The sequence below is a fragment of the Sulfuriferula thiophila genome (assembly GCF_003864975.1).
GTDB lineage: Bacteria > Pseudomonadota > Gammaproteobacteria > Burkholderiales > Sulfuriferulaceae > Sulfuriferula > Sulfuriferula thiophila.
Genome location: NZ_BHGL01000033.1, coordinates 63,871 through 82,624, shown reverse-complemented (window position 1 = coordinate 82,624; position 18,754 = coordinate 63,871). Strand labels below are relative to the sequence as shown.

The 18,754-nt window shown below is 56.1% G+C and carries 19 protein-coding genes; 9 read left to right on the top strand and 10 right to left on the bottom strand.

The genetic code is table 11. From position 1 onward, the window contains the following. Nucleotides 1-119: 119 nt before the first annotated feature. Nucleotides 120-428 (bottom strand): Grx4 family monothiol glutaredoxin, encoded by a 309-nt coding sequence (grxD, locus tag EJE49_RS10210; RefSeq protein WP_124950462.1) that lies wholly within the window; start codon nucleotides 426-428, stop codon nucleotides 120-122. A 148-nt stretch (nucleotides 429-576) separates the two neighbouring features. Here grxD and EJE49_RS10205 point away from each other — a divergent pair, with 148 nt between their 5' ends. Further along, a complete protein-coding gene (locus EJE49_RS10205; protein WP_124950460.1) occupies nucleotides 577-2,073 on the top strand; it encodes a helicase HerA-like domain-containing protein in 1,497 nt (498 codons plus the stop codon). Between the two features lie 86 nt (nucleotides 2,074-2,159). Here EJE49_RS10205 and EJE49_RS10200 read toward each other — a convergent pair whose 3' ends face one another. Together EJE49_RS10200 and gcvA are read right to left on the bottom strand one after the other, a co-directional pair. After that, nucleotides 2,160-3,152: a sensor domain-containing diguanylate cyclase gene (locus tag EJE49_RS10200; RefSeq protein ID WP_124950458.1), complete on the bottom strand. Its 993-nt coding sequence runs from the start codon at nucleotides 3,150-3,152 to the stop codon at nucleotides 2,160-2,162. Between the two features lie 194 nt (nucleotides 3,153-3,346). Further along, complete coding sequence (gene gcvA / locus EJE49_RS10195) at nucleotides 3,347-4,237, bottom strand: transcriptional regulator GcvA (RefSeq protein WP_124950456.1); 891 nt, start codon at nucleotides 4,235-4,237, stop codon at nucleotides 3,347-3,349. A gap of 97 nt (nucleotides 4,238-4,334) precedes the next feature. Here gcvA and EJE49_RS10190 point away from each other — a divergent pair, with 97 nt between their 5' ends. Next, on the top strand, nucleotides 4,335-5,234 hold the full coding sequence (locus EJE49_RS10190; protein WP_124950454.1) for a DMT family transporter: 900 nt from the start codon (nucleotides 4,335-4,337) through the stop codon (nucleotides 5,232-5,234). On the opposite strand, the gene EJE49_RS10185 is transcribed toward EJE49_RS10190, so the two are convergent. The 7 genes from EJE49_RS10185 to EJE49_RS10155 form a co-directional block, all read right to left on the bottom strand. Then, nucleotides 5,231-5,974 carry an HPP family protein gene (locus EJE49_RS10185; protein ID WP_223246914.1) on the bottom strand — a complete coding sequence of 248 codons (744 nt, stop codon included), beginning with the start codon at nucleotides 5,972-5,974 and terminating at the stop codon, nucleotides 5,231-5,233. The two genes, EJE49_RS10190 and EJE49_RS10185, sit on opposite strands and share 4 nt — an antisense overlap. Before the next feature lie 42 nt (nucleotides 5,975-6,016). Beyond that, nucleotides 6,017-6,238: a hypothetical protein gene (locus tag EJE49_RS10180; protein ID WP_124950450.1), complete on the bottom strand. Its 222-nt coding sequence runs from the start codon at nucleotides 6,236-6,238 to the stop codon at nucleotides 6,017-6,019. Between the two features lie 29 nt (nucleotides 6,239-6,267). Beyond that, complete coding sequence (locus EJE49_RS10175) at nucleotides 6,268-8,508, bottom strand: arginine/lysine/ornithine decarboxylase (RefSeq protein ID WP_124950448.1); 2,241 nt, start codon at nucleotides 8,506-8,508, stop codon at nucleotides 6,268-6,270. Between the two features lie 124 nt (nucleotides 8,509-8,632). After that, nucleotides 8,633-9,199 (bottom strand): dCTP deaminase, encoded by a 567-nt coding sequence (gene dcd, locus EJE49_RS10170; RefSeq protein ID WP_124950446.1) that lies wholly within the window; start codon nucleotides 9,197-9,199, stop codon nucleotides 8,633-8,635. 2 nt (nucleotides 9,200-9,201) lie between these two features. Further along, nucleotides 9,202-10,290, bottom strand: coding sequence for an iron-sulfur cluster carrier protein ApbC (apbC, locus tag EJE49_RS10165; protein ID WP_124950444.1), 1,089 nt, complete (start codon nucleotides 10,288-10,290; stop codon nucleotides 9,202-9,204). Nucleotides 10,291-10,321: 31 nt separating this feature from the next. Further along, a complete protein-coding gene (locus EJE49_RS10160) occupies nucleotides 10,322-10,933 on the bottom strand; it encodes a hypothetical protein (RefSeq protein ID WP_124950442.1) in 612 nt (203 codons plus the stop codon). Further along, nucleotides 10,934-11,467: an RNA pyrophosphohydrolase gene (locus EJE49_RS10155; protein ID WP_124950440.1), complete on the bottom strand. Its 534-nt coding sequence runs from the start codon at nucleotides 11,465-11,467 to the stop codon at nucleotides 10,934-10,936. 81 nt (nucleotides 11,468-11,548) lie between these two features. On the opposite strand from EJE49_RS10155, the gene EJE49_RS10150 reads away from it, so the two are divergent. The 7 genes from EJE49_RS10150 (at nucleotide 11,549) to EJE49_RS10120 (ending at nucleotide 18,752) form a co-directional block, all read left to right on the top strand. Next, entirely contained in the window at nucleotides 11,549-11,980 is a 432-nt protein-coding gene (locus tag EJE49_RS10150; RefSeq protein ID WP_124950438.1) for a hypothetical protein, read from the top strand. 121 nt (nucleotides 11,981-12,101) lie between these two features. Further along, nucleotides 12,102-13,058, top strand: a complete 957-nt coding sequence (locus EJE49_RS10145; RefSeq protein ID WP_124950436.1) for an AAA family ATPase — start codon at nucleotides 12,102-12,104, stop codon at nucleotides 13,056-13,058. Between the two features lie 25 nt (nucleotides 13,059-13,083). Further along, on the top strand, nucleotides 13,084-14,055 hold the full coding sequence (locus tag EJE49_RS10140; RefSeq protein WP_124950434.1) for a DUF58 domain-containing protein: 972 nt from the start codon (nucleotides 13,084-13,086) through the stop codon (nucleotides 14,053-14,055). After that, nucleotides 14,052-14,501 carry a hypothetical protein gene (locus EJE49_RS10135; protein ID WP_124950432.1) on the top strand — a complete coding sequence of 150 codons (450 nt, stop codon included), beginning with the start codon at nucleotides 14,052-14,054 and terminating at the stop codon, nucleotides 14,499-14,501. Before EJE49_RS10140 ends, EJE49_RS10135 begins: the two co-directional genes overlap by 4 nt. After that, a complete protein-coding gene (locus EJE49_RS10130) occupies nucleotides 14,495-15,484 on the top strand; it encodes a VWA domain-containing protein (protein WP_124950430.1) in 990 nt (329 codons plus the stop codon). Before EJE49_RS10135 ends, EJE49_RS10130 begins: the two co-directional genes overlap by 7 nt. Then, nucleotides 15,403-17,295 carry a vWA domain-containing protein gene (locus tag EJE49_RS10125; RefSeq protein WP_124950428.1) on the top strand — a complete coding sequence of 631 codons (1,893 nt, stop codon included), beginning with the start codon at nucleotides 15,403-15,405 and terminating at the stop codon, nucleotides 17,293-17,295. The genes EJE49_RS10130 and EJE49_RS10125 overlap by 82 nt, the downstream gene beginning before the upstream one ends. Continuing rightward, nucleotides 17,289-18,752: a BatD family protein gene (locus EJE49_RS10120; protein WP_124950426.1), complete on the top strand. Its 1,464-nt coding sequence runs from the start codon at nucleotides 17,289-17,291 to the stop codon at nucleotides 18,750-18,752. The genes EJE49_RS10125 and EJE49_RS10120 overlap by 7 nt, the downstream gene beginning before the upstream one ends. Nucleotides 18,753-18,754 lie beyond the last annotated feature (2 nt).

Here is an 18,754-nt window from a genome sequence, read left to right as displayed (position 1 = left end):
TCCTTGCTGAACACCCGCCGCCTGACCGTATAGTTCACACAAACCGGTCACAAAAAAGCCCTCACCAGTCACACTGGCAAGGGCTTGCTTACGCAATCCAGCAAACTACGGAGCCTACATCACGCAGCAATAATCTTTTGCAATTCGCCGCTCTGAAACATTTCTTTCATGATGTCAGAACCACCAACGAATTCACCGTTGATATAAAGCTGAGGAATGGTAGGCCAGTTGGCAAATTCCTTGATGCCCTGACGAATTTCAGGCTCTGCCAGCACATTCACGGTGAACAAATCGGTCACGCCCGATGATTTCAGAATCTGTACTGCGTTGGCCGAAAAACCACACTGCGGAAACTGCGGTGTGCCTTTCATGTAAAGCACGACTTTATGGCCTGTAACCTGTTCGCGAATGGTATCTTGCACACTCATTTTTAATACTCCTGAAAATTAAATACCCGACTAAATCTATCAGGTATGATACTCGCGCGTAAGGTATATCGTCAAGCTGAACACAGTGCCGAAAAAGATTGTAAACTTACACTTCCGTAAGTCACTGTTGATTTAATCACTCACTAATATGACCAACCCTATCTATCTCGCGCAAGCACAACACCCTATTTACCTGTTACCGCAAATGGCTAACCGCCATGGCCTGATTACCGGCGCTACCGGCACCGGCAAGACTGTGTCCCTACAAGTACTCGCCGAGCAATTTTCGCGTATCGGCGTGCCTGTGTTCATGTCCGATATCAAAGGCGATCTGTCCGGCCTGGCCGTGGCGGGTGGCAACAACCCCAAAGTCGCAGCGCGCGTCACTCAGCTGGCATTGACCGATTTCGCATACAGCGCTTACCCGGTCACGTTCTGGGATGCCTTCGGCAAACAAGGCCACCCGATGCGCGCCACCATTTCCGACATGGGGCCACTGCTGCTGGGGCGCATGCTCAATCTGAATGATACTCAGGCTGGCGTACTGAACATGGTATTCAAAATCGCCGATGATAACGGCATGCTGCTGCTCGACCTCAAGGATTTGCGCGCGATGTTGCAATACGTCGGCGATAACGCCAAAGACTTCACCACGGAATACGGCAATGTCTCCACGGCCAGTATCGGTGCGATTCAGCGCGGACTGCTGGCACTGGAAAGCGAAGGCGGAGAAAATATCTTCGGCGAGCCCATGCTCAACATTGATGACCTGATCCAGACCGACGCTCAGGGGCGCGGCATGATCAACATCCTCGCTGCCGATGACCTGATGCAAGCGCCCAAGGTCTATGCCACCCTGCTGCTGTGGCTGTTATCCGAGCTGTACGAAAATCTGCCGGAAGCAGGCGACATGGACAAACCCAAACTGGTATTTTTCTTTGACGAAGCCCACTTGCTGTTTAACGATGCGCCTACCGCACTCGTGGACAAAATCGAACAGGTGGTGCGTCTGATTCGCTCCAAAGCAGTTGGCGTGTACTTCGTCACCCAGAACCCGGCCGACGTACCCGACAAGGTACTGTCCCAACTTGGTAACCGTATCCAGCACGCCCTGCGCGCCTTCAGCCCGCGCGACCAGAAAGCAGTCAAGGCCGCTGCCGAAACCATGCGCGACAATCCGGCGCTGGACGAAGCCGCTGTCATCACTGAGCTCGGCGTAGGCGAAGCACTGGTGTCATGCCTGGACGAAAAAGGCCGCCCCGGTATCGTCGAGCGCGCACTGATCCTGCCGCCTACCGCACAAATCGGCCCGATCAGCCCGGAACAGCGCAAAGACATTATCAGCCAGTCACTACTGGTCGGTCATTACGAACAGGAAGTCGACCGCGAATCTGCCTACGAGAAACTCAAACAGCGCGCCGTTGCCAGCACAACTACCATACTAACAGATACACAGACACAGCCTGAATCCACTGGCGGCTGGCTGGGTGGCATATTCGGCAACAACAATCAGCCCGGCGCCACACGGCGGCGTGAAAACGCGCTGGAAGCGCTGACCAAGAGTGCGGCACGCGCGATCGGCTCGGAAGTCGGACGCAGCATTATCCGCGGGGTATTAGGTTCATTGCTGGGTGGTAAAAAATAGGGCACGACAACAACGCATCCAGTCAATAACCCTTGACTGGATGCGTTTAAAATAGCACGCTCTCGCTAACCTCGGTGAAGGCGCTGTCAGCCCTTGCGCTTAATCGCGTACAGCGCCTGATCAGCCTGTGCTAGTAGGGTAGCGATAGAGTCGGTAGCGTCTGAGTACGTCGCAAAGCCAATCGAAATACCGATACTGACCTTGTCCCCCGTGGCAAGCATGATAGGCGCCGATACGACTTCCATAATGCGTTTTACTAAAGATTCGGCTGACGCACCCGCGCTTTGCCGCATGAAGATACCGAACTCATCACCGCCCAAGCGCACCAGCAGATCTTCAGTACGTATCTGTTGCGTCATACGCGCTGCGACTTCACATAGCACTTCATCCCCGGAGAAATGACCGAACGTATCATTGATGTCTTTAAAACCGTCCAAATCCATGTAAAACACGGTAAAAGGCTCACCCGTACGTCGGGCATGCGCCAACTCGGAGTTCAGTGTTCGCTCGAATTGCACCCTGTTTGCAAGGCCGGTCAGATGATCCGTCATGGCCAGATGGCTGAGCCGATTTGCCCGCTGGCGGTTTTCCAGCGCAGTAATCGCCAACGTAGACAGATCGCGTAACAATGCACGCTGGGATTCACTGAATGTACGTGGCTGGGTGTCCACTACGGCAATGGTTCCCAGCGCATAACCATGGCGGTCGATCAGAGGCGCTCCGGCGTAAAAGCGCAGATGTGGGAGCTGGGTAACCAGCGGGTTTCCCAGAAACCGCGGATCCTGCTGCAAATCTTCCACCACCAGCGGTTCTTCCGGCCGCATCACGGCGTGCGCGCAAAACGCAATCTGACGGTCGAGCTGCTGCGTCCCCAGCCCGATTTCCGACTTGAACCAGAGTCGATCAGCATCCATTAACCCGATCACCGCTGCGGGCACATTGAATGCATGCGCTGCAACCCGCGTTAACGTATCAAAATCCACCTCTGGCGGCGTATCAAGAATATCGTAAGAACGCACAGCTTGCAGTCGTTGTACTTCATTTTCAGGAATAGGACATTGTTTGATGCAATCGAGCATGGGGCGATCCTGAATCTGGTTGGGTTATAAACGAAATTATGCTAACTTCAGCACGCCTGGAGCACTGCGACCGTCAGTGACTCAAACGTAGCATTGCTAATCAATGATAAACAGTTTTGTCCGGCTTGAATATGGCGATGTTAGTACTTGCAGACCACATACACATGGATAAATTCATTCAGCCCGATTTTTATTTATCGGGCAGCCTGAGCCTGCAGCCAATCGCGAAATGCCCGCACCTTAGGCAAAGATTGCCGATGATTAAGCGTGACCAGATGATAGGCGCGATCGGTTGGCAACATCGTATCAAATAACGGGATCAGCCTGCCGCTACCCAGTTCATCCACGACCAGCGTATGCCATGCCAGTGCCACCCCCAGCCCGGCCGTTGCAGCCTGCACTACCAGATTGACGTCGCCAAAATGGCGAATGCGCAGCGGTAATTTTACCGGCACATTCAGTGTTGCCAGCCAGGTTTCCCAATCCGGAAATGCCGGATCCCATTCATAGGCATCGTCTTGCAGCAGCGTGCATTTCAGCAAATCCGCCGGATGATGGATAGATGCTGCCAACGAAGGTGCCGCGACCGGGACGATGGTCTCCTGCATCAGGCGTTCACTGAACAAACCGGGGTAGACACCGGAGCCGAAGCGCACCGCCACATCGACATCTTCCAATGCAAAATCAATGACACGGCGCGTTGCCAGCAAGCGTATCTCGATATCAGGATGCAAGGTCTGAAAATCGTCCAGGCGCGGAATCAGCCAGCGCGCGGCGAATGCCGGCGGTGCCGAAACCACCAGTGTGCCACTGTCGTTATCGATACGCAGCTGTTCCACTGCCCGCTCCAGCCGGTCGAAAGCTTCGGCAATCAACGGCAGCGCGGCGCTGGCGGATGAGCTGAGGGCCAGCACTTTGCCGCGCTTGAACAGGCTCATATCCAGATGCGCTTCCAGTTGCTTGACCAGTTGGCTCACTGCCGCCGGAGTAACGTGCAGCTCCTCGGCGGCGCGGGCGAATGACAGATGCCGCGCGACGGCTTCAAAGGCACGCAATGCATTCAATGATGGCAATCGTCTTGACATTAGATTTTCTTAATCCTCATGTTAGAAAGTCTAGTTTGTGCAGACTACTTCTGTCAATTAGACTCCGTCAATCACAAGACTTTCTTAAACCCATGCCATGAAGACCAACTCGGTATATCTGCTTGTTATCGTTGCAACCGTGTTCTGGGGGGCGAATTTCGCGCTGGCCGGGCCGATACTACATGACGTTGCGCCGTTATGGGCCGCAGCACTGCGTTTTACACTGGGCGCGCTTATCATGATCACCTTCGTCAGCTGGCGCGGTGAAAGCCTCATTGCGCCAGCACGGCGCCATGCCGGTGTTTACCTGCTGATTGGCGCGATTGGCATTGGCGGTTTTAATCTGCTGTTTTTCTATGCCTTGCAAACCACTTCGGCAGGCAATGCGGCACTGATCATGGCGACCAACCCGTTAATGACCACCTTGCTTGCTGCCGTGACGCTGGGCGAGCGCCCTGGCGGACGCCTGCTGTTGTCGCTGCCACTGGCATTATCAGGCGTATTCGTAGTGGTCACCGGCGGCGACATGAGCAAACTGGCTCATTTACAAGATGTGCGCGGCGACCTGCTCATGCTCGGCGCCAATGTTGCATGGGCCGCTTACAACGTGCTAAGCCGCAGCGCGATGCCGAAACTGCCGGCACTCACCAACACCACGCTGGTGATGTCGGCCGGCGCGATGTTATTACTGATAGTGGCCATCAGCAGTGGCGAACAGCTGACCATGCCCGGCGTACATGCCGCCATAGCACTGGCCATCATGGTCACGGCTGGCACCGTGCTTGCCTACCTGTTCTGGAATACCGGCATCGCCCATCTGGGTGCGGGACGCACGGCTTTATTCCTTAATCTGGTACCGGTATTTGCAATGCTGACGGCCGCCATCATGGGCACCATGCCTACGCTGGTGCAAATCATCGGCGGGATATTGGTGATCGGTGGCGTGAGCCTGGCAATGCTGCCGCGCAGCAAGGCCAGCACAGTTGCCCGCGATTAAGTGCTTATGAACAGCCGTGTTTTTTTACGGGACGTGGATGCCAGCTCGGCGCCCAGCGTATGATGCTTGGTCGCCAGCTGATAAATCCGCATCAGGTCATGCTCGTTGACGTCGATGAACGAATCGATCTGCTTTAGTGCATAAAGAAAATCTTCATGTGAAATGGCGGGATATGCGGTTATCACTTCACTCGGCGTCTCGACTTTATCCTCGGACAGGTACGCCGGATAACGCCGCCACGGGATCATCCAGCTGAACACCACTGCAACGATCAGGATAATCACCACATTCAGCAAGACCGGCTCCAGCACAAAGCCGTAACCAAGTGCATGCATATCTGCACCACCCATGGCTGCAACCAGTGCAGTTGCCCCGCCGGGAGGATGTATGCAGCGCAAATAATGCATCGCCCCCACCGCCAGTGCGACTGCCAGCGGCACGGCAATCAGCGCCTGCGGAATCAGTTCATTGCACGTTACGCCAATCAATGCTGAAATCAGTTGACCACCGACCAGCGCCCAGGGCTGCGACAACGCCCCGTGCGGCACGGCGAACAACAGCACCGCGGATGCCCCCATCGAGGCGACGACCAGCGGCACGTTCTGTCCATGCAAAAAATAACTCGAACATAAGTAGACAAAAAATATCCCGACAAACGCACCGCTGATTGAAATCCAGCGCTCAGCATGGCTTATCGGGGTAAAGTCTACGCCCGCAATGGCTAATAATTTCCGTAACATTTTCATCCCAGCAGCACTGTGCTATTCCCGCAGCACCAGCGGTTAATTTTTCTTACCTGCAAACAGCAGCAAACCTGCGCCTGCCACGATGGCACCAATACTCGCCCAGACCGGAATGTCTACTGTCTCTTTTTCCTTGAGCGTAAACTCAACCGGGCCTAATTTAACTGCGTCGGTATTTTTGGTATAACTGAAACTGCCATAAGCCAGGCCCAGAGTGCCTGCAGCAATCAGCACGATTGCGACAAGTTTTACTGCGTTCATATCTTTATCCTCTCTCCTGCGCCAGCCAGTTAGCGCACGCAGTCCACATAATAAACCGCTTTGCCGTCCACTTCGCCTTTCACCAAACCGTGAATATCAGTCTCAAAGCCGGGGAAGCGCTCATTGAAATCGCGAGCAAATTTGAGGTAACGCACGATGGTGGCATTGAAACGCTCGCCCGGGATCAGCAACGGGATACCCGGCGGATATGGGGTTAACAGCACGCTGGTGATACGACCTTCCAGCTTGTCAATTTCCACGCGGTCAATCTCGCGGTGCGCCATTTTGGCGAACGCATCGGTCGGCTTCATCGCCGGCTCCATGTTGGACAGATACATCTCGGTAGTGAGGCGGGCAATGTCATTGGCTTTGTAGATGCCATGAATCGCGTCACACAGATCTTTCAGCCCCATGCGCTCATAGCGTGGGTATTTGATCACAAACTCCGGCAATACCCGCCATAACGGCTGGTTGCGGTCGTATTCGTCCTTGAACTGCTGCAATGCGGTGAGCATGGTATTCCAGCGGCCCTTGGTGATGCCGATGGTGAACATGATGAAGAACGAATACAGCCCGGTTTTCTCCACGATCACGCCGTGTTCAGCCAGATATTTGGTGACAATGGCTGCCGGCATACCACTGTCGGCAAAGTCGCCATCCACATCCAGCCCCGGGGTGATGATGGTGGACTTGATCGGATCGAGCATGTTGAAACCGTGTGCCAGATCGCCGAAACCGTGCCAGCGCTCGTTGGCGCGCAACACCCAGTCGTCACGCTCGCCTATACCCTCTTCTGCCAGATGATCCGGACCCCACACTTTGAACCACCACGAATCGCCGAACTCTGCATCCACCTTGCGCATGGCTCGGCGGAAATCCAGTGCTTCCATGATCGATTCTGCCACCAGAGCAGTACCACCAGGCGGCTCCATCATCGCGGCAGCCACGTCGCACGAGGCGATAATGGCATATTGCGGGCTGGTGGAGGTGTGCATCAGGAAGGCTTCGTTGAAGACATCGCGGTCGAGCTTGCGCGTCTCTGAATCCTGCACCAGAATTTGCGACGCCTGTGACAGGCCCGCCAGCATCTTGTGGGTGGATTGCGTGGAAAACAGCATGGATTCCTTGCAGTGCGGACGATCACGGCCGATAGCATGCATACCCTGATAGAAATCATGGAACGTTGCGTGCGGCAGCCAGGCCTCGTCGAAATGCAAGGTATCGATCTGACCGTCGAGCAACTCCTTGATAGTTTCGACGTTATACAGCACGCCGTCATAGGTGCTCTGAGTGATAGTCAGCACCCGCGGTTTGGTTTTGACACCGCGCGCAAACGGATTGGCGTCGATCTTTTTCTGGATATTTTCCGGCTTGAACTCGTCCAGCGAAATCGGCCCGATAATGCCGTAGTGGTTACGGGTCGGGGTCAGGAATACCGGTATCGCGCCGGTCATGATAATCGCGTGCAATATCGATTTGTGACAGTTGCGGTCGACCACCACGATATCATCTGGCGCCACGGTAGAGTGCCACACGATTTTATTGGAAGTCGATGTACCGTTGGTAACGAAGAACAGATGATCTGCACCAAAAATACGCGCCGCATTGCGCTCGGAAGCCGCTACTGGCCCAGTATGGTCAAGCAACTGACCCAGCTCTTCCACTGCATTACAGACGTCGGCACGCAGCATGTTTTCACCGAAAAACTGGTGGAACATCTGCCCGACCGGGCTTTTCAGGAATGCGACACCGCCGGAGTGACCGGGGCAGTGCCAGGAATAGGAGCCGTCCGAAGCGTAATGGGTCAGCGCACGGAAGAACGGTGGCGCCAGTGAATCCAGATAGGTCTTGGTCTCGCGCAGAATGTGGCGAGCAACAAACTCTGGGGTATCCTCGAACATGTGGATGAAGCCGTGCAACTCTTTCAGCACATCATTGGGAATATGCCGCGAGGTACGTGTCTCGCCATACAGGAAAATCGGGATCTCGCTGTTGCGGAAGCGGATTTCTTCGACGAAGCTGCGTAATTGCGCCACCGCCTGATCGGCGGCAACCGGTGACGAAAATTCCTCATCATCTATCGACAGAATGAAGGCCGAAGCGCGACTCTGCTGCTGCGCGAAACTGGACAGATCGCCGTAACTGGTAACACCCAGCACTTCGCTGCCTTCATCCTCCAGCGCTTTGGCGAGGGCACGAATACCCAGCCCGCTGGCATTGTCAGAACGGTAATCCTCATCAATCACTACGATAGGAAAACGGAATTTCATTGCATACTCCTCAACGCCGACTTTTGGGCGGCATGGACAACATCCTGAAAAAATACAAACCGCCAAGACAAACTTGATGACATTGTTGTCTTGGCGGCTTCGTCATTACTTACATCATACCAAGCTACATAGAAGGTAATGTGACACCACTCTGGCCCTGATATTTACCGCCGCGATCGCGATACGAGGTTTCGCATACCTCGTCACTTTCGAAGAACAGCACTTGCGCGACGCCTTCGTTGGCATAAATTTTCGCAGGCAACGGCGTGGTATTGGAAAATTCCAGCGTGACATAGCCTTCCCACTCCGGCTCAAACGGCGTGACATTCACGATGATGCCGCAGCGCGCATAAGTGGATTTACCCAGACAGATCGTCAGCACATTACGCGGAATACGGAAATATTCGACGGTGCGCGCCAGCGCGAACGAGTTAGGCGGAATGATGCAGGAATCGCCAGTCACGTCCACAAACGAATTGGGATCAAAGTTCTTCGGATCAACGATCGTGGAATTGATGTTGGTGAACAACTTGAATTCGTTGGCGCAACGTATATCGTAGCCATAGCTTGATGTGCCGTAAGACACGATCTTGTTGCCATTGACTTCACGTACCTGACCCGGCTCAAACGGCTCGATCATACCGTGTTGCTCCGCCATTTTACGTATCCACTTATCGGCTTTAATGCTCATGTTTAGGTATTCTGAATCACGATTTTAGGGAAAGCATTGCTATGGTCTTGCGCCTGCTCGGCGACTTTGACGGCAACACGACGGGCGATCTGTTTGTAAATCTCGGAAATACGGCTATCCGGCGCAGTCACTACGGTAGGTGCGCCAGCATCGGCTTCCTGGCGAATGCGGATATCCAGCGGCAACGCGCCGAGGAATTCGACATCGTAATCACTGGCCATTTTACCGCCACCACCTTCACCGAAAATGTGCTCTTCATTACCGCACTTGCTGCAGATATGAATACTCATGTTCTCGACAATACCGAGGATAGGAATACCCACCTTCTCGAACATTTTGAAGCCTTTGCGCGCGTCGATCAGCGCGATGTCCTGCGGCGTGGTCACAATCACCGCACCGGTCACCGGCACACGTTGCGCCAGGGTAAGCTGAATGTCGCCGGTACCCGGCGGTAAATCCACCACCAGATAATCCAGATCGCGCCAGCGCGTATCGTTGAGCAATTGCTCCAGCGCCTGCGTGACCATCGGGCCGCGCCACACCATCGGCGTTTCCGCATCGATGAGGAAGCCGATCGACATGATCTGCAGTCCGTGCGCTTCCATCGGCTCCAGGCTCTTGCCGTCACGTGATTCCGGACGACCCTGCACACCCAGCATGGTCGGCTGTGACGGGCCATAGATATCCGCGTCCAGCATGCCGACTTTGGCGCCTTCTGCAGCCAGCGCCAGCGCCAGATTCACGGCGGTAGTGGATTTACCCACGCCGCCTTTGCCAGAAGCAACAGCAATGATGTTTTTCACATTCGGAATCAGCTTCACGCCGCGCTGCACGCTATGCGACACGATCTTGAAATTGACCTTTACTTCAATGCGGCCGATGCCGGAGATAGTCTTCAGCGCAGCAGTTACAATCTGCTGAATAATGGCGGCCTGACTTTGCGCAGGGTAGCCCAGCATCACTTCCAGCGACACATCATCGCCGCTGATCTGGATATTGCGTATGCTTTTGCTGGTAACAAAATCCTTATGTGTATTAGGATCGATTGCGGCTTTTAAAGCTGTTTGTACTTGTAATTCCGAGATTGCCATTAGGTATTTCCTTTAACTGTAGAAGGCTGAGTTAATCGAACACGGTTGCGAGTTCGCGCTGAATAGCAACATCAGCTCCTGGTCCAAATTGACTGACTTTCGGGTCAAAGTCATCAGTAAATGCATATTCGAATTTGACATCCTGCAGCCCCAGCGTGCCAAACAGACGGTTTTCGAATGAATAATCGTCGCTCTGTTCAGTCAGTGTAGGCCAGCCCGATTCACCCATCGACAATATCGGCCCGAAAAACACCATGCCGGGTTTGTTCTTGCAGCGCAATGCACAACTGCTTTCGGTACGTCCCGACATCGGTAAAAAATCGATAGTGCGTGAAAACCTGTTCTCGCGATCCAGCACCAGGTCTATTGTGCCATTGATACGCCGCGTTTCATGGCCATAAGCCATGGTCTGTGCAGCGCTGGCGTCACGCCAGGCATTCACATCCGTCGCCCCGAAATAACTGGGGTAAAAAATAAATTTCAGCGGCATGATGGCGTTAATCTCCGCCAGTAATTCAGGAGTATAAACAGGGGTATTGATTAGAATACCGCCACCTTCCTTATCCGCCAGAAAAAAAACCGCCGGGCGGCTGCCCGGCAGGTAATACACCGCTCTATCGAACGATTCAAACAATAACTGCATTTATTTACTCACTTGCAGGGTAACCCCGTGCTCACGCTGCGCACCTTGACGATGCGCCTGATCGCGATCCAAATAATGCGACAGTTCCGACAGTGCCGCGCGATAAACCTCGCGTTTAAAATCCACCACCGTCTCCATCGCTACCCAGTAATCATTCCAACGCCAAGCATCAAATTCCGGATGCGTCGATGCACGCAAGCACACATCGCAATCCCGTCCCGTCAAGCGCAACAAAAACCAGATCTGTTTCTGTCCACGGTAATGACCGCGGCAATCACGACGTGACCAGTGACGCGGCACATCATAACGCAGCCAGTTTCGTGTACGCCCTAAAATCCGCACATGCTGCGGTTCCAGGCCGACTTCTTCCATTAATTCCCGGTACATCGCCTGCTCCGGGTTTTCACCGTGGTTAATGCCGCCCTGCGGGAACTGCCAAGAATGTTGCCGTATCCGTTTGCCCCAAAACACTTCATTTCGGGAGTTGCAAAGAATGATGCCGACATTGGGCCGATACCCGTCCTTGTCGATCATATTCGCCACCCAAGTTTAATCCGTTACAATTAGGTGCATTTTTTCATAGTTCGTTCATATTGGAAAGCCGGGATTTAGAGAATGACTGATTTAGAAAAACAATATAAAGCCTTACCGCTGGCGGAACGGTTGGATTTAGCCCTGAGTGAGGCATTGCCGCTGGATTACCGCCCATTCATGGTGCGTGAACAATGGATGGTAATTAAATGTTATTTTGCCCGTCGCGCTGACCTAAATTTAGCCGAAATCAGCGCGCTGATTGAAGACCAGGATCATGTCATTCGCTTATGCATTGCCAAACGCCCGGATTTGACCGCAGAAATGATCGCGCAATGTGTCAATGACCGTGACCCTAACGTCCGGCATGCCATTTCACGCAATCCGAAAATCACCGAAGCACAGCGCCAGCAATTATTGCAGGATATCGATCCACTGGTCGCACGCGCCGCTGGCAAAGGCCCGAAAGAAACCCAATACCGTCAACGTCCGGGGCAAACACTGGTCATTAAATAATACTGACATCCAGCGCCAGCAACTTGGTTCATATCAACCATACTGAATTTCCAGTGCGCTCTTTATACTGCGCTAAACGATCATGACCACAAATCGATAACCCGCCATCAGGACCAGGATAATGTTGAATCAGCCGAAAATCATCGAATTGCGCCGCTCGCTGGCAGATGCCATTGTCGGCCAGACCGCATTACTGGACCGGCTGGTAATCGGTTTGCTCACCGGCGGGCATATCTTATTGGAAGGTCTGCCCGGGCTGGCAAAGACCACGGCGGTGAAAGCGCTGAGCAACAGCGTGCATGCCAGCTTTCAGCGCATCCAGTTCACCCCTGATTTACTCCCTGGCGACTTGACCGGCACCGACATTTACAACCCGCAGGCCGGCAGCTTCTGTTTCATAGAAGGGCCACTGTTCCACGACATCATCCTCGCCGACGAGATTAACCGCGCACCCGCCAAAGTGCAGTCGGCGTTACTGGAAGCCATGCAGGAACACCAGATCACCGTCGGCGGCGTGACCCGCGCGTTGTCGCCGCTGTTCATGGTGATGGCCACGCAGAACCCGCTGGAACAATCCGGCACCTACCCGTTGCCGGAAGCACAGCTCGACCGTTTTCTGCTGCATATCGAACTGGATTACCCTTCTGCGGAAGAAGAACTGCTGATCCTGCAACGTGATCGCACCGGCCATACCAATGGCACTACCGCAGCACCCGGTATCGATGTCCACAGCGTACTGGCGGCACGCGCCGAAGTGAAGCAAGTGCATATCAGCACCGAACTGGAACGCTACATCGTGACGCTGGTGGGCGCTACCCGCAATATCGGGGCATGGCTGCCGGATCATGCCAACATGCTGGAAGTCGGCGCCAGCCCGCGCGCTTCACTCGCCATTGCCCATGCCGCCAGCGCCCATGCCTACTTGCAGGGCCGCGACTACGTCATCCCCGACGACATTCTCGCCATCGCCGCAGACTGCCTGCGCCACCGCATCATCCTCAGCTTCAACGCGCGCATGGAAAAACTCTCCCGCAACGACCTGATACTGGCCTTGCTGGCCGTGGTACCGGTGCCGTGAACCGCTGAACGCAGTGAAACCGTCATTGCATAAACTGCTCACACGCGGGCAGCAATGGCTTGCTGGCGCTGCTGTGCAGCCAGCGCCAGCCACAACACTAGCCCCGTTGCTGGATAGCGCGCAACTGGCCGAGCTCATGCGCCGCACCCGCTCGCTGCAGAACATGCCCTACTTCAGGGAAGCCTACCAGCGTCATGCCGGCGACCTGCGCTCACCCTATCTGGGCAGCGGCCTGGATTTCGAGGAAGCGCGGCTGTATCAGGCGGGAGATGATGTGCACGACATGGACTGGCGCACCACGGCGCGTACCAACAAACCGCACATCAAAATTTATCGCGAAGAACATCAGCCCGCAATGCATATCGTCATCGACCGCGGCCCAGGCATGCGCTTTGGCACCCGCAGCCAGCTAAAAGTGACACAAGCCGCCCGCATCGCCAGCATCCTGAGCCTGAGCGCCGCGACCAGCAACACCTGTATCGGCGGCACGCTGTGGCAACCCGATGGCTACACCCTGCCCTGTCGCAACGGCGAAACCGGCGCGATGCAACTGATACAGGCGGCGATCACACCCTGTCCGCCGTTGATGCCGGCACAGACCATGCACCCATTTGCCGAAGTGCTGGAACAGCTCGACACCCTGCTGCCGCGCGGCTCCAGAGTGGTGCTGATCAGCGACTTCCACCATCTGCAGCCCGCCGACGCCACGCTGTTGCTGCGCCTTGCCAGCCATCATCACGTCCAGGCAATCCAAGTGCTCGATCCGAGCGAAATCACACTCACTGACGTCGGCTTGATGCGCTTTCAGGATACCGATTCCACTCGGACACGCTGGGTCGATACTGCCCGCAGCGCGGTACGCACCCACTATCAGCAACAGGCGGCACGCCAGCACAGCGACCTTCAGGCCCAATTAAGACGCTGCGGCATCCCGTTGCTGCAATGCATGACCGATGCTGATCCATTCAACCTGCTGCAGGAAATGGCGCAAGCATGAACGATGCCACCAGTGGTCTGATCGACATTATTGAGCCCACGGCTCCGCTAGTCAGCACTAGCAACCTGCCCTACATCTGGCTGGCGGCGGCACTGGCATTGCTGCTGCTGATCAGCGGCGCGATATCGTGGCGACGCCAGCGCTGCCAGCGTGCCGCACGTAAACGACTGCACCAGTTGCAACACAACCTGCAGACCGGCAACACCAGTCAGCAACAAGCCGCCTATGCACTGGCAAACGAACTGGCTCAGGCTTACCGGCTCCGGCAATTGCAGGCCGAGCAGCCGCCACAGCTGTTGCCACCAACCCTGCATGCAGACTGGACCACCCTGCTCAACACCCTGGATCAGCTGCGCTATCAGGCAGATGCCAGCATGGATACCGCCAGCTGGTCACAACTGTTCGCCGTGGCCGACACCTGCCTGCGCCGGAGCGGCCCATGCTGACGCTGGCCCAGCCCGGCTGGCTCGCCCTGTTACCACTAGTGGCGGTACTCGCCCTCGTGTTCTGGCGGCGCAGAGCCAGCACAGGCGCGACGCATGACACTGCACAAGTGTCGCTGCTGCACCCCAACCTCGACCAGCTCGCGCACAGCGAAGCTGCCGCACCCACCAACTCCCGGCTGGTTCCCGGGTTGGATTTACTGGCGCTAAGCTGCCTGGTCGTGGCGCTGGCGCAACCGCAATGGCTGGGCAACTGGATACCGGAAACGCCGCAAGGCCGCGAAATCATGCTTCTGGTGGATACCTCCAAGAGCATGAGCATCAGCGATTTCGAAGTGCATGGCCAGCCGGTGGAACGCCTCGCCGTCCTGCAAGACCTCGTCACCCGCTTTGTAACCGGACGCCAGGGCGACCGTTTCGGCCTGATTGCATTTGGCAGCAGCGCCGGCACGCTGGTACCGCCCACCTTCGACCGCGAGCTGGTCAACAGCATGCTCAGGCGTATGCAGATCGGCATCGCCGGAGACGATACTGCACTGGGCGATGCTATCGGCCTCGCCCTCAAGCAGTTGCACCAGCAGCAGCGCCTGCGCCCTGCCCTGATCCTGTTTACCGATGGCGACAGTACAGCGGGTGACATGACGCCCACCGAAGCCGTGGCGCTGGCCAGACACATGGCCGTATCCATCTACACCGTACAGATAGGCGGCGACCTGTTTGCCGCCGGGCGACCAACAACAGCCACGATTCAGGTTAGCGAACCCGGCCTGGCACAGATTGCCGCCCTCACCGGTGGGCATTATTATCAGGCCGATAATCGCAAAGCCCTGCAGCAGGTGATCAGCGATATCGGCCAGCTGGAAAAAACCGTGGTGCGACCCGCCCGGCGCCGCGAGGTGCAGGAATGGTATCTGCTGCCACTGTTGCTGGCTGGCGCATTGCTCAGCATCAGCCGCCTCTATCAATTACGCAGGATGGCAACATGATCAGCCTGACCGAACTGACGCAGCTGGACTGGCGCAACCCGTGGTGGCTGGCGCTGGCGCTGCAACCCTGGTTGATGCTGGGTTTGCTGCGCTTGCGCCGCAGCAAGGTCTACCACTATGCCGATGCGCATTTGCTGCCGTGGGTACTGCGCGGCACGTTGGATGCCACATCCGGCAAGTGGCGCAATCTGGCCAACATCCTGGCCTGGCTGCTGCTCGCCTGCGCTGCCGCCGGACCGCGCCTGCCTCTGGTCACCACAACGGAGCAGCCAGCCACCGTAGCCCGCCATGATCTGGACCTAATGATCGTGCTGGATGTGTCGCCCTCCATGCTGGTGGAGGATATCTCCCCCCAGCGCCTGCAACGCGCCAAGCTCAAACTGCTCGACCTGTTGCCACGCCTGCACGGCGAGCGCATCGGCCTCATTGCGTTTTCCGGCAATGCCGGCCTGTTGATGCCATTAACCAGTGATCAGGCTGCGCTGCCGTATTATCTGACGCTCGCCGAACCGCGCCTGTTTGACACGCCCGGCACCAATCTGGCTGCGGCACTCGAACTGGCACGGCAGACCCTGCTCACGCCAGCCACTACCACCCGACACGGCGCAGTACTGCTGCTCAGTGATGGTGACAGCAGCGCACTTTCTGCAGCGCAGCTATCTGCCGCTCAAACCGCTGCACACAAACTCGCACAGGCTGGGTTGCCTCTCTATGTACTCGGCGTCGGCACATCAGCGGGTGCCACTATCCCGCTGGCTGAGGGTGGCACGCTCACCAACAATGGCAGCGCCATCACCAGCGCACTCGACGCCAAACTGCTCAAGCGGCTGGCACAGCTGGGTGCCGGCAGCTATGCCCACGTAGCAGATGGCAACACTGACTTGAAAGCGCTGTATGACCACGGTATCCTGACCCTGCCCGGCAATCCGCATACCGCCGAACCCGCACAGGCATGGCATGAACTGTATGCATGGTGCCTGTTGCCGGCATGGCTACTGCTGCTTTACGTCCATTTCCCGCTAACGCGCCGCAGTATCCGCCCGGAGGTGGCCGGCTGGTTATTGGCAGGTGTGCTGATCTACCACGCAGGCATCCAGACTGCTCACGCCGCTGACGACAACCTGGCACAAGCCGCTTATAGCGCATATCGGCAAGGCAATTACATCGAAGCACAAGCGCTGTATGAGCGCCTGCCCGGCTACGCAGCGCGCATGGGCAGCGCGGCCGCAGCCTATCGGCGCCACCATTATGCCGATGCGGTTAGCCAGTTCACGGCGGCCATGCTCACAGCGCCTACCCCTGCGCAACGTGCCGATGCACTGTACAACCTGGGCAACAGCTATTTCGCCGCCGGTGATTTCCTCAGCGCGGCTGATGCCTATCAGAGCGTGCTCAAACAGCGCCCACGCGATGCCAATGCACTTGCCAATCTGGCGCTGACCGCAGGACGTCTCGCCGCCGCCAGAAAACCAAACGCCAGCAGCGCGGGCATACCCGGACGGCGCGGCACGCAGGTGGGCGGCGATCTGAATCAGGACATCAACAACCAGCCCGTCTCCATGGAAAAATCACAAGAACAGGGCGGCCCGCAAATTGATCTGTCCAACCGCCAGTTAGCCGTTGATCAAGCCCGCCTGCGCAGCCAGGTCAGCCCCCCATCTGCCAACGCTACCCAGTCCGAGCTGGCTTATCGTGCAGCACTAAAAAAACTCGAGCTAACAACCGACAAGCCCGCCCAACTGCAAAAGGAAATGCTTAAACTGGATGTGCCGCGTAACGGCGCAGAAACTGGGGAGATGCTGTCATGGTAAGGCGCTTGCTGATCGCATTGTGGCTGACCCTGCTAAGCACTGTAGCCTGGGCGCAGCCACAACTCAGCGTAACGGCAGATAAACACGATATCGCCCTCGGCGCCGCCATTACCGTCACTATCCGTGCCCAGGATACCGACGCCGCACTGGACACGCTTAATCTCGATGCGCTCAAACCGGATTTTGATATCTACAGCCGCTCCAGCAGCAAGCAAACTGAACTGGTCAGAGGCAAACTCAGCACCATCGAAACGACAAACTTGATCCTCTACCCGTTGCGTAGCGGACAGATGCAACTACCTGCCTTCACCTTTGGCACGAGCACCAGCCGGCCAGTTAGCATCACCGTGCATGATTCCGACGCCGAGACACCGCAAGTCATATTCAAGCCCAGCCTGACTCCGGCGCACCCGCTTACCCGCGAAGTGGCCACCTTGAGCCTGGATATCTACGACGACGGCAGCCTGCAGTGGACACCCCCGAAATTACCCACCCCCGCCGGAACTTATGTCCGTGAACTGGCGCAATCCCAGTGGGACACCACGCTCAACGGCAGCGCATTTACCGTTCACCGCATGACCTGGGCTATCATGCCGTTAAATTCGGGTAACATGACGCTAACTTTCCCAATAATGAACGCCGTCAAATTTGGCAATCGCTTACGCTATGCGGTGCCGCCGCTGCAATTTGCAGCCACCCCGGCACCACGCTACCTGCCGGTATATGTCCCCATCGGCAAACTCAGCGTAAGCTCGCAACCGCCCACAGGCGAACTGATCTTGAATCGCCCCGCCAACTGGAATCTGATCGTGCGCGGCACCGGCATCAGTGCAGAAGGGCTGCGCAAACTGCTGCCGGAAATGATGGGTAGTGACTCAGTGCATTTTTATCCGCCGCAAATACGTTTTGCCGATGGAAATGACAAATCACTGGAACAAACCTTACTGGTGACGTTACCATTCCAGCCCCTACGCGCGGGCTCTGTCCAGCTGCCTGAAATTATATTGCCCTACTACAACCCGGCCACCGGCCTTATTGAATCAGCCACAGCCGCATCAACCGTCAGTACCGTAACCAACCCGCTATGGCACACCGTGATTAAACTTATCACCATCACTGCCAGCCTGGTTTTAATCGCCTGGTTAGCCCAAATCAGCTTGCGCCTGTATCGACGCAAACGCATCCGCCAGGCATCGCTGCAACGCATGGCAGCGGCCACGACGCCACAGCAGTTAAGCCGGGCTTTGCTGGATTTCGATTGGGGCAGCGGTCCGCTACCAGCCAACACCCTGCGAGCGTGGCTAAGCAAACTGGACTATAGTCATGGTAACCACGCCGCGCTAAATCAGCTGGTGCAGCAGCTGGAATCAGCCTGCTATGACCCGATAGATAAGAAGTCTGGCTGGGAGAATTTGCAACAAGCGCTAATACGGGAAATGCAGACTATCGCTAAGTAAAA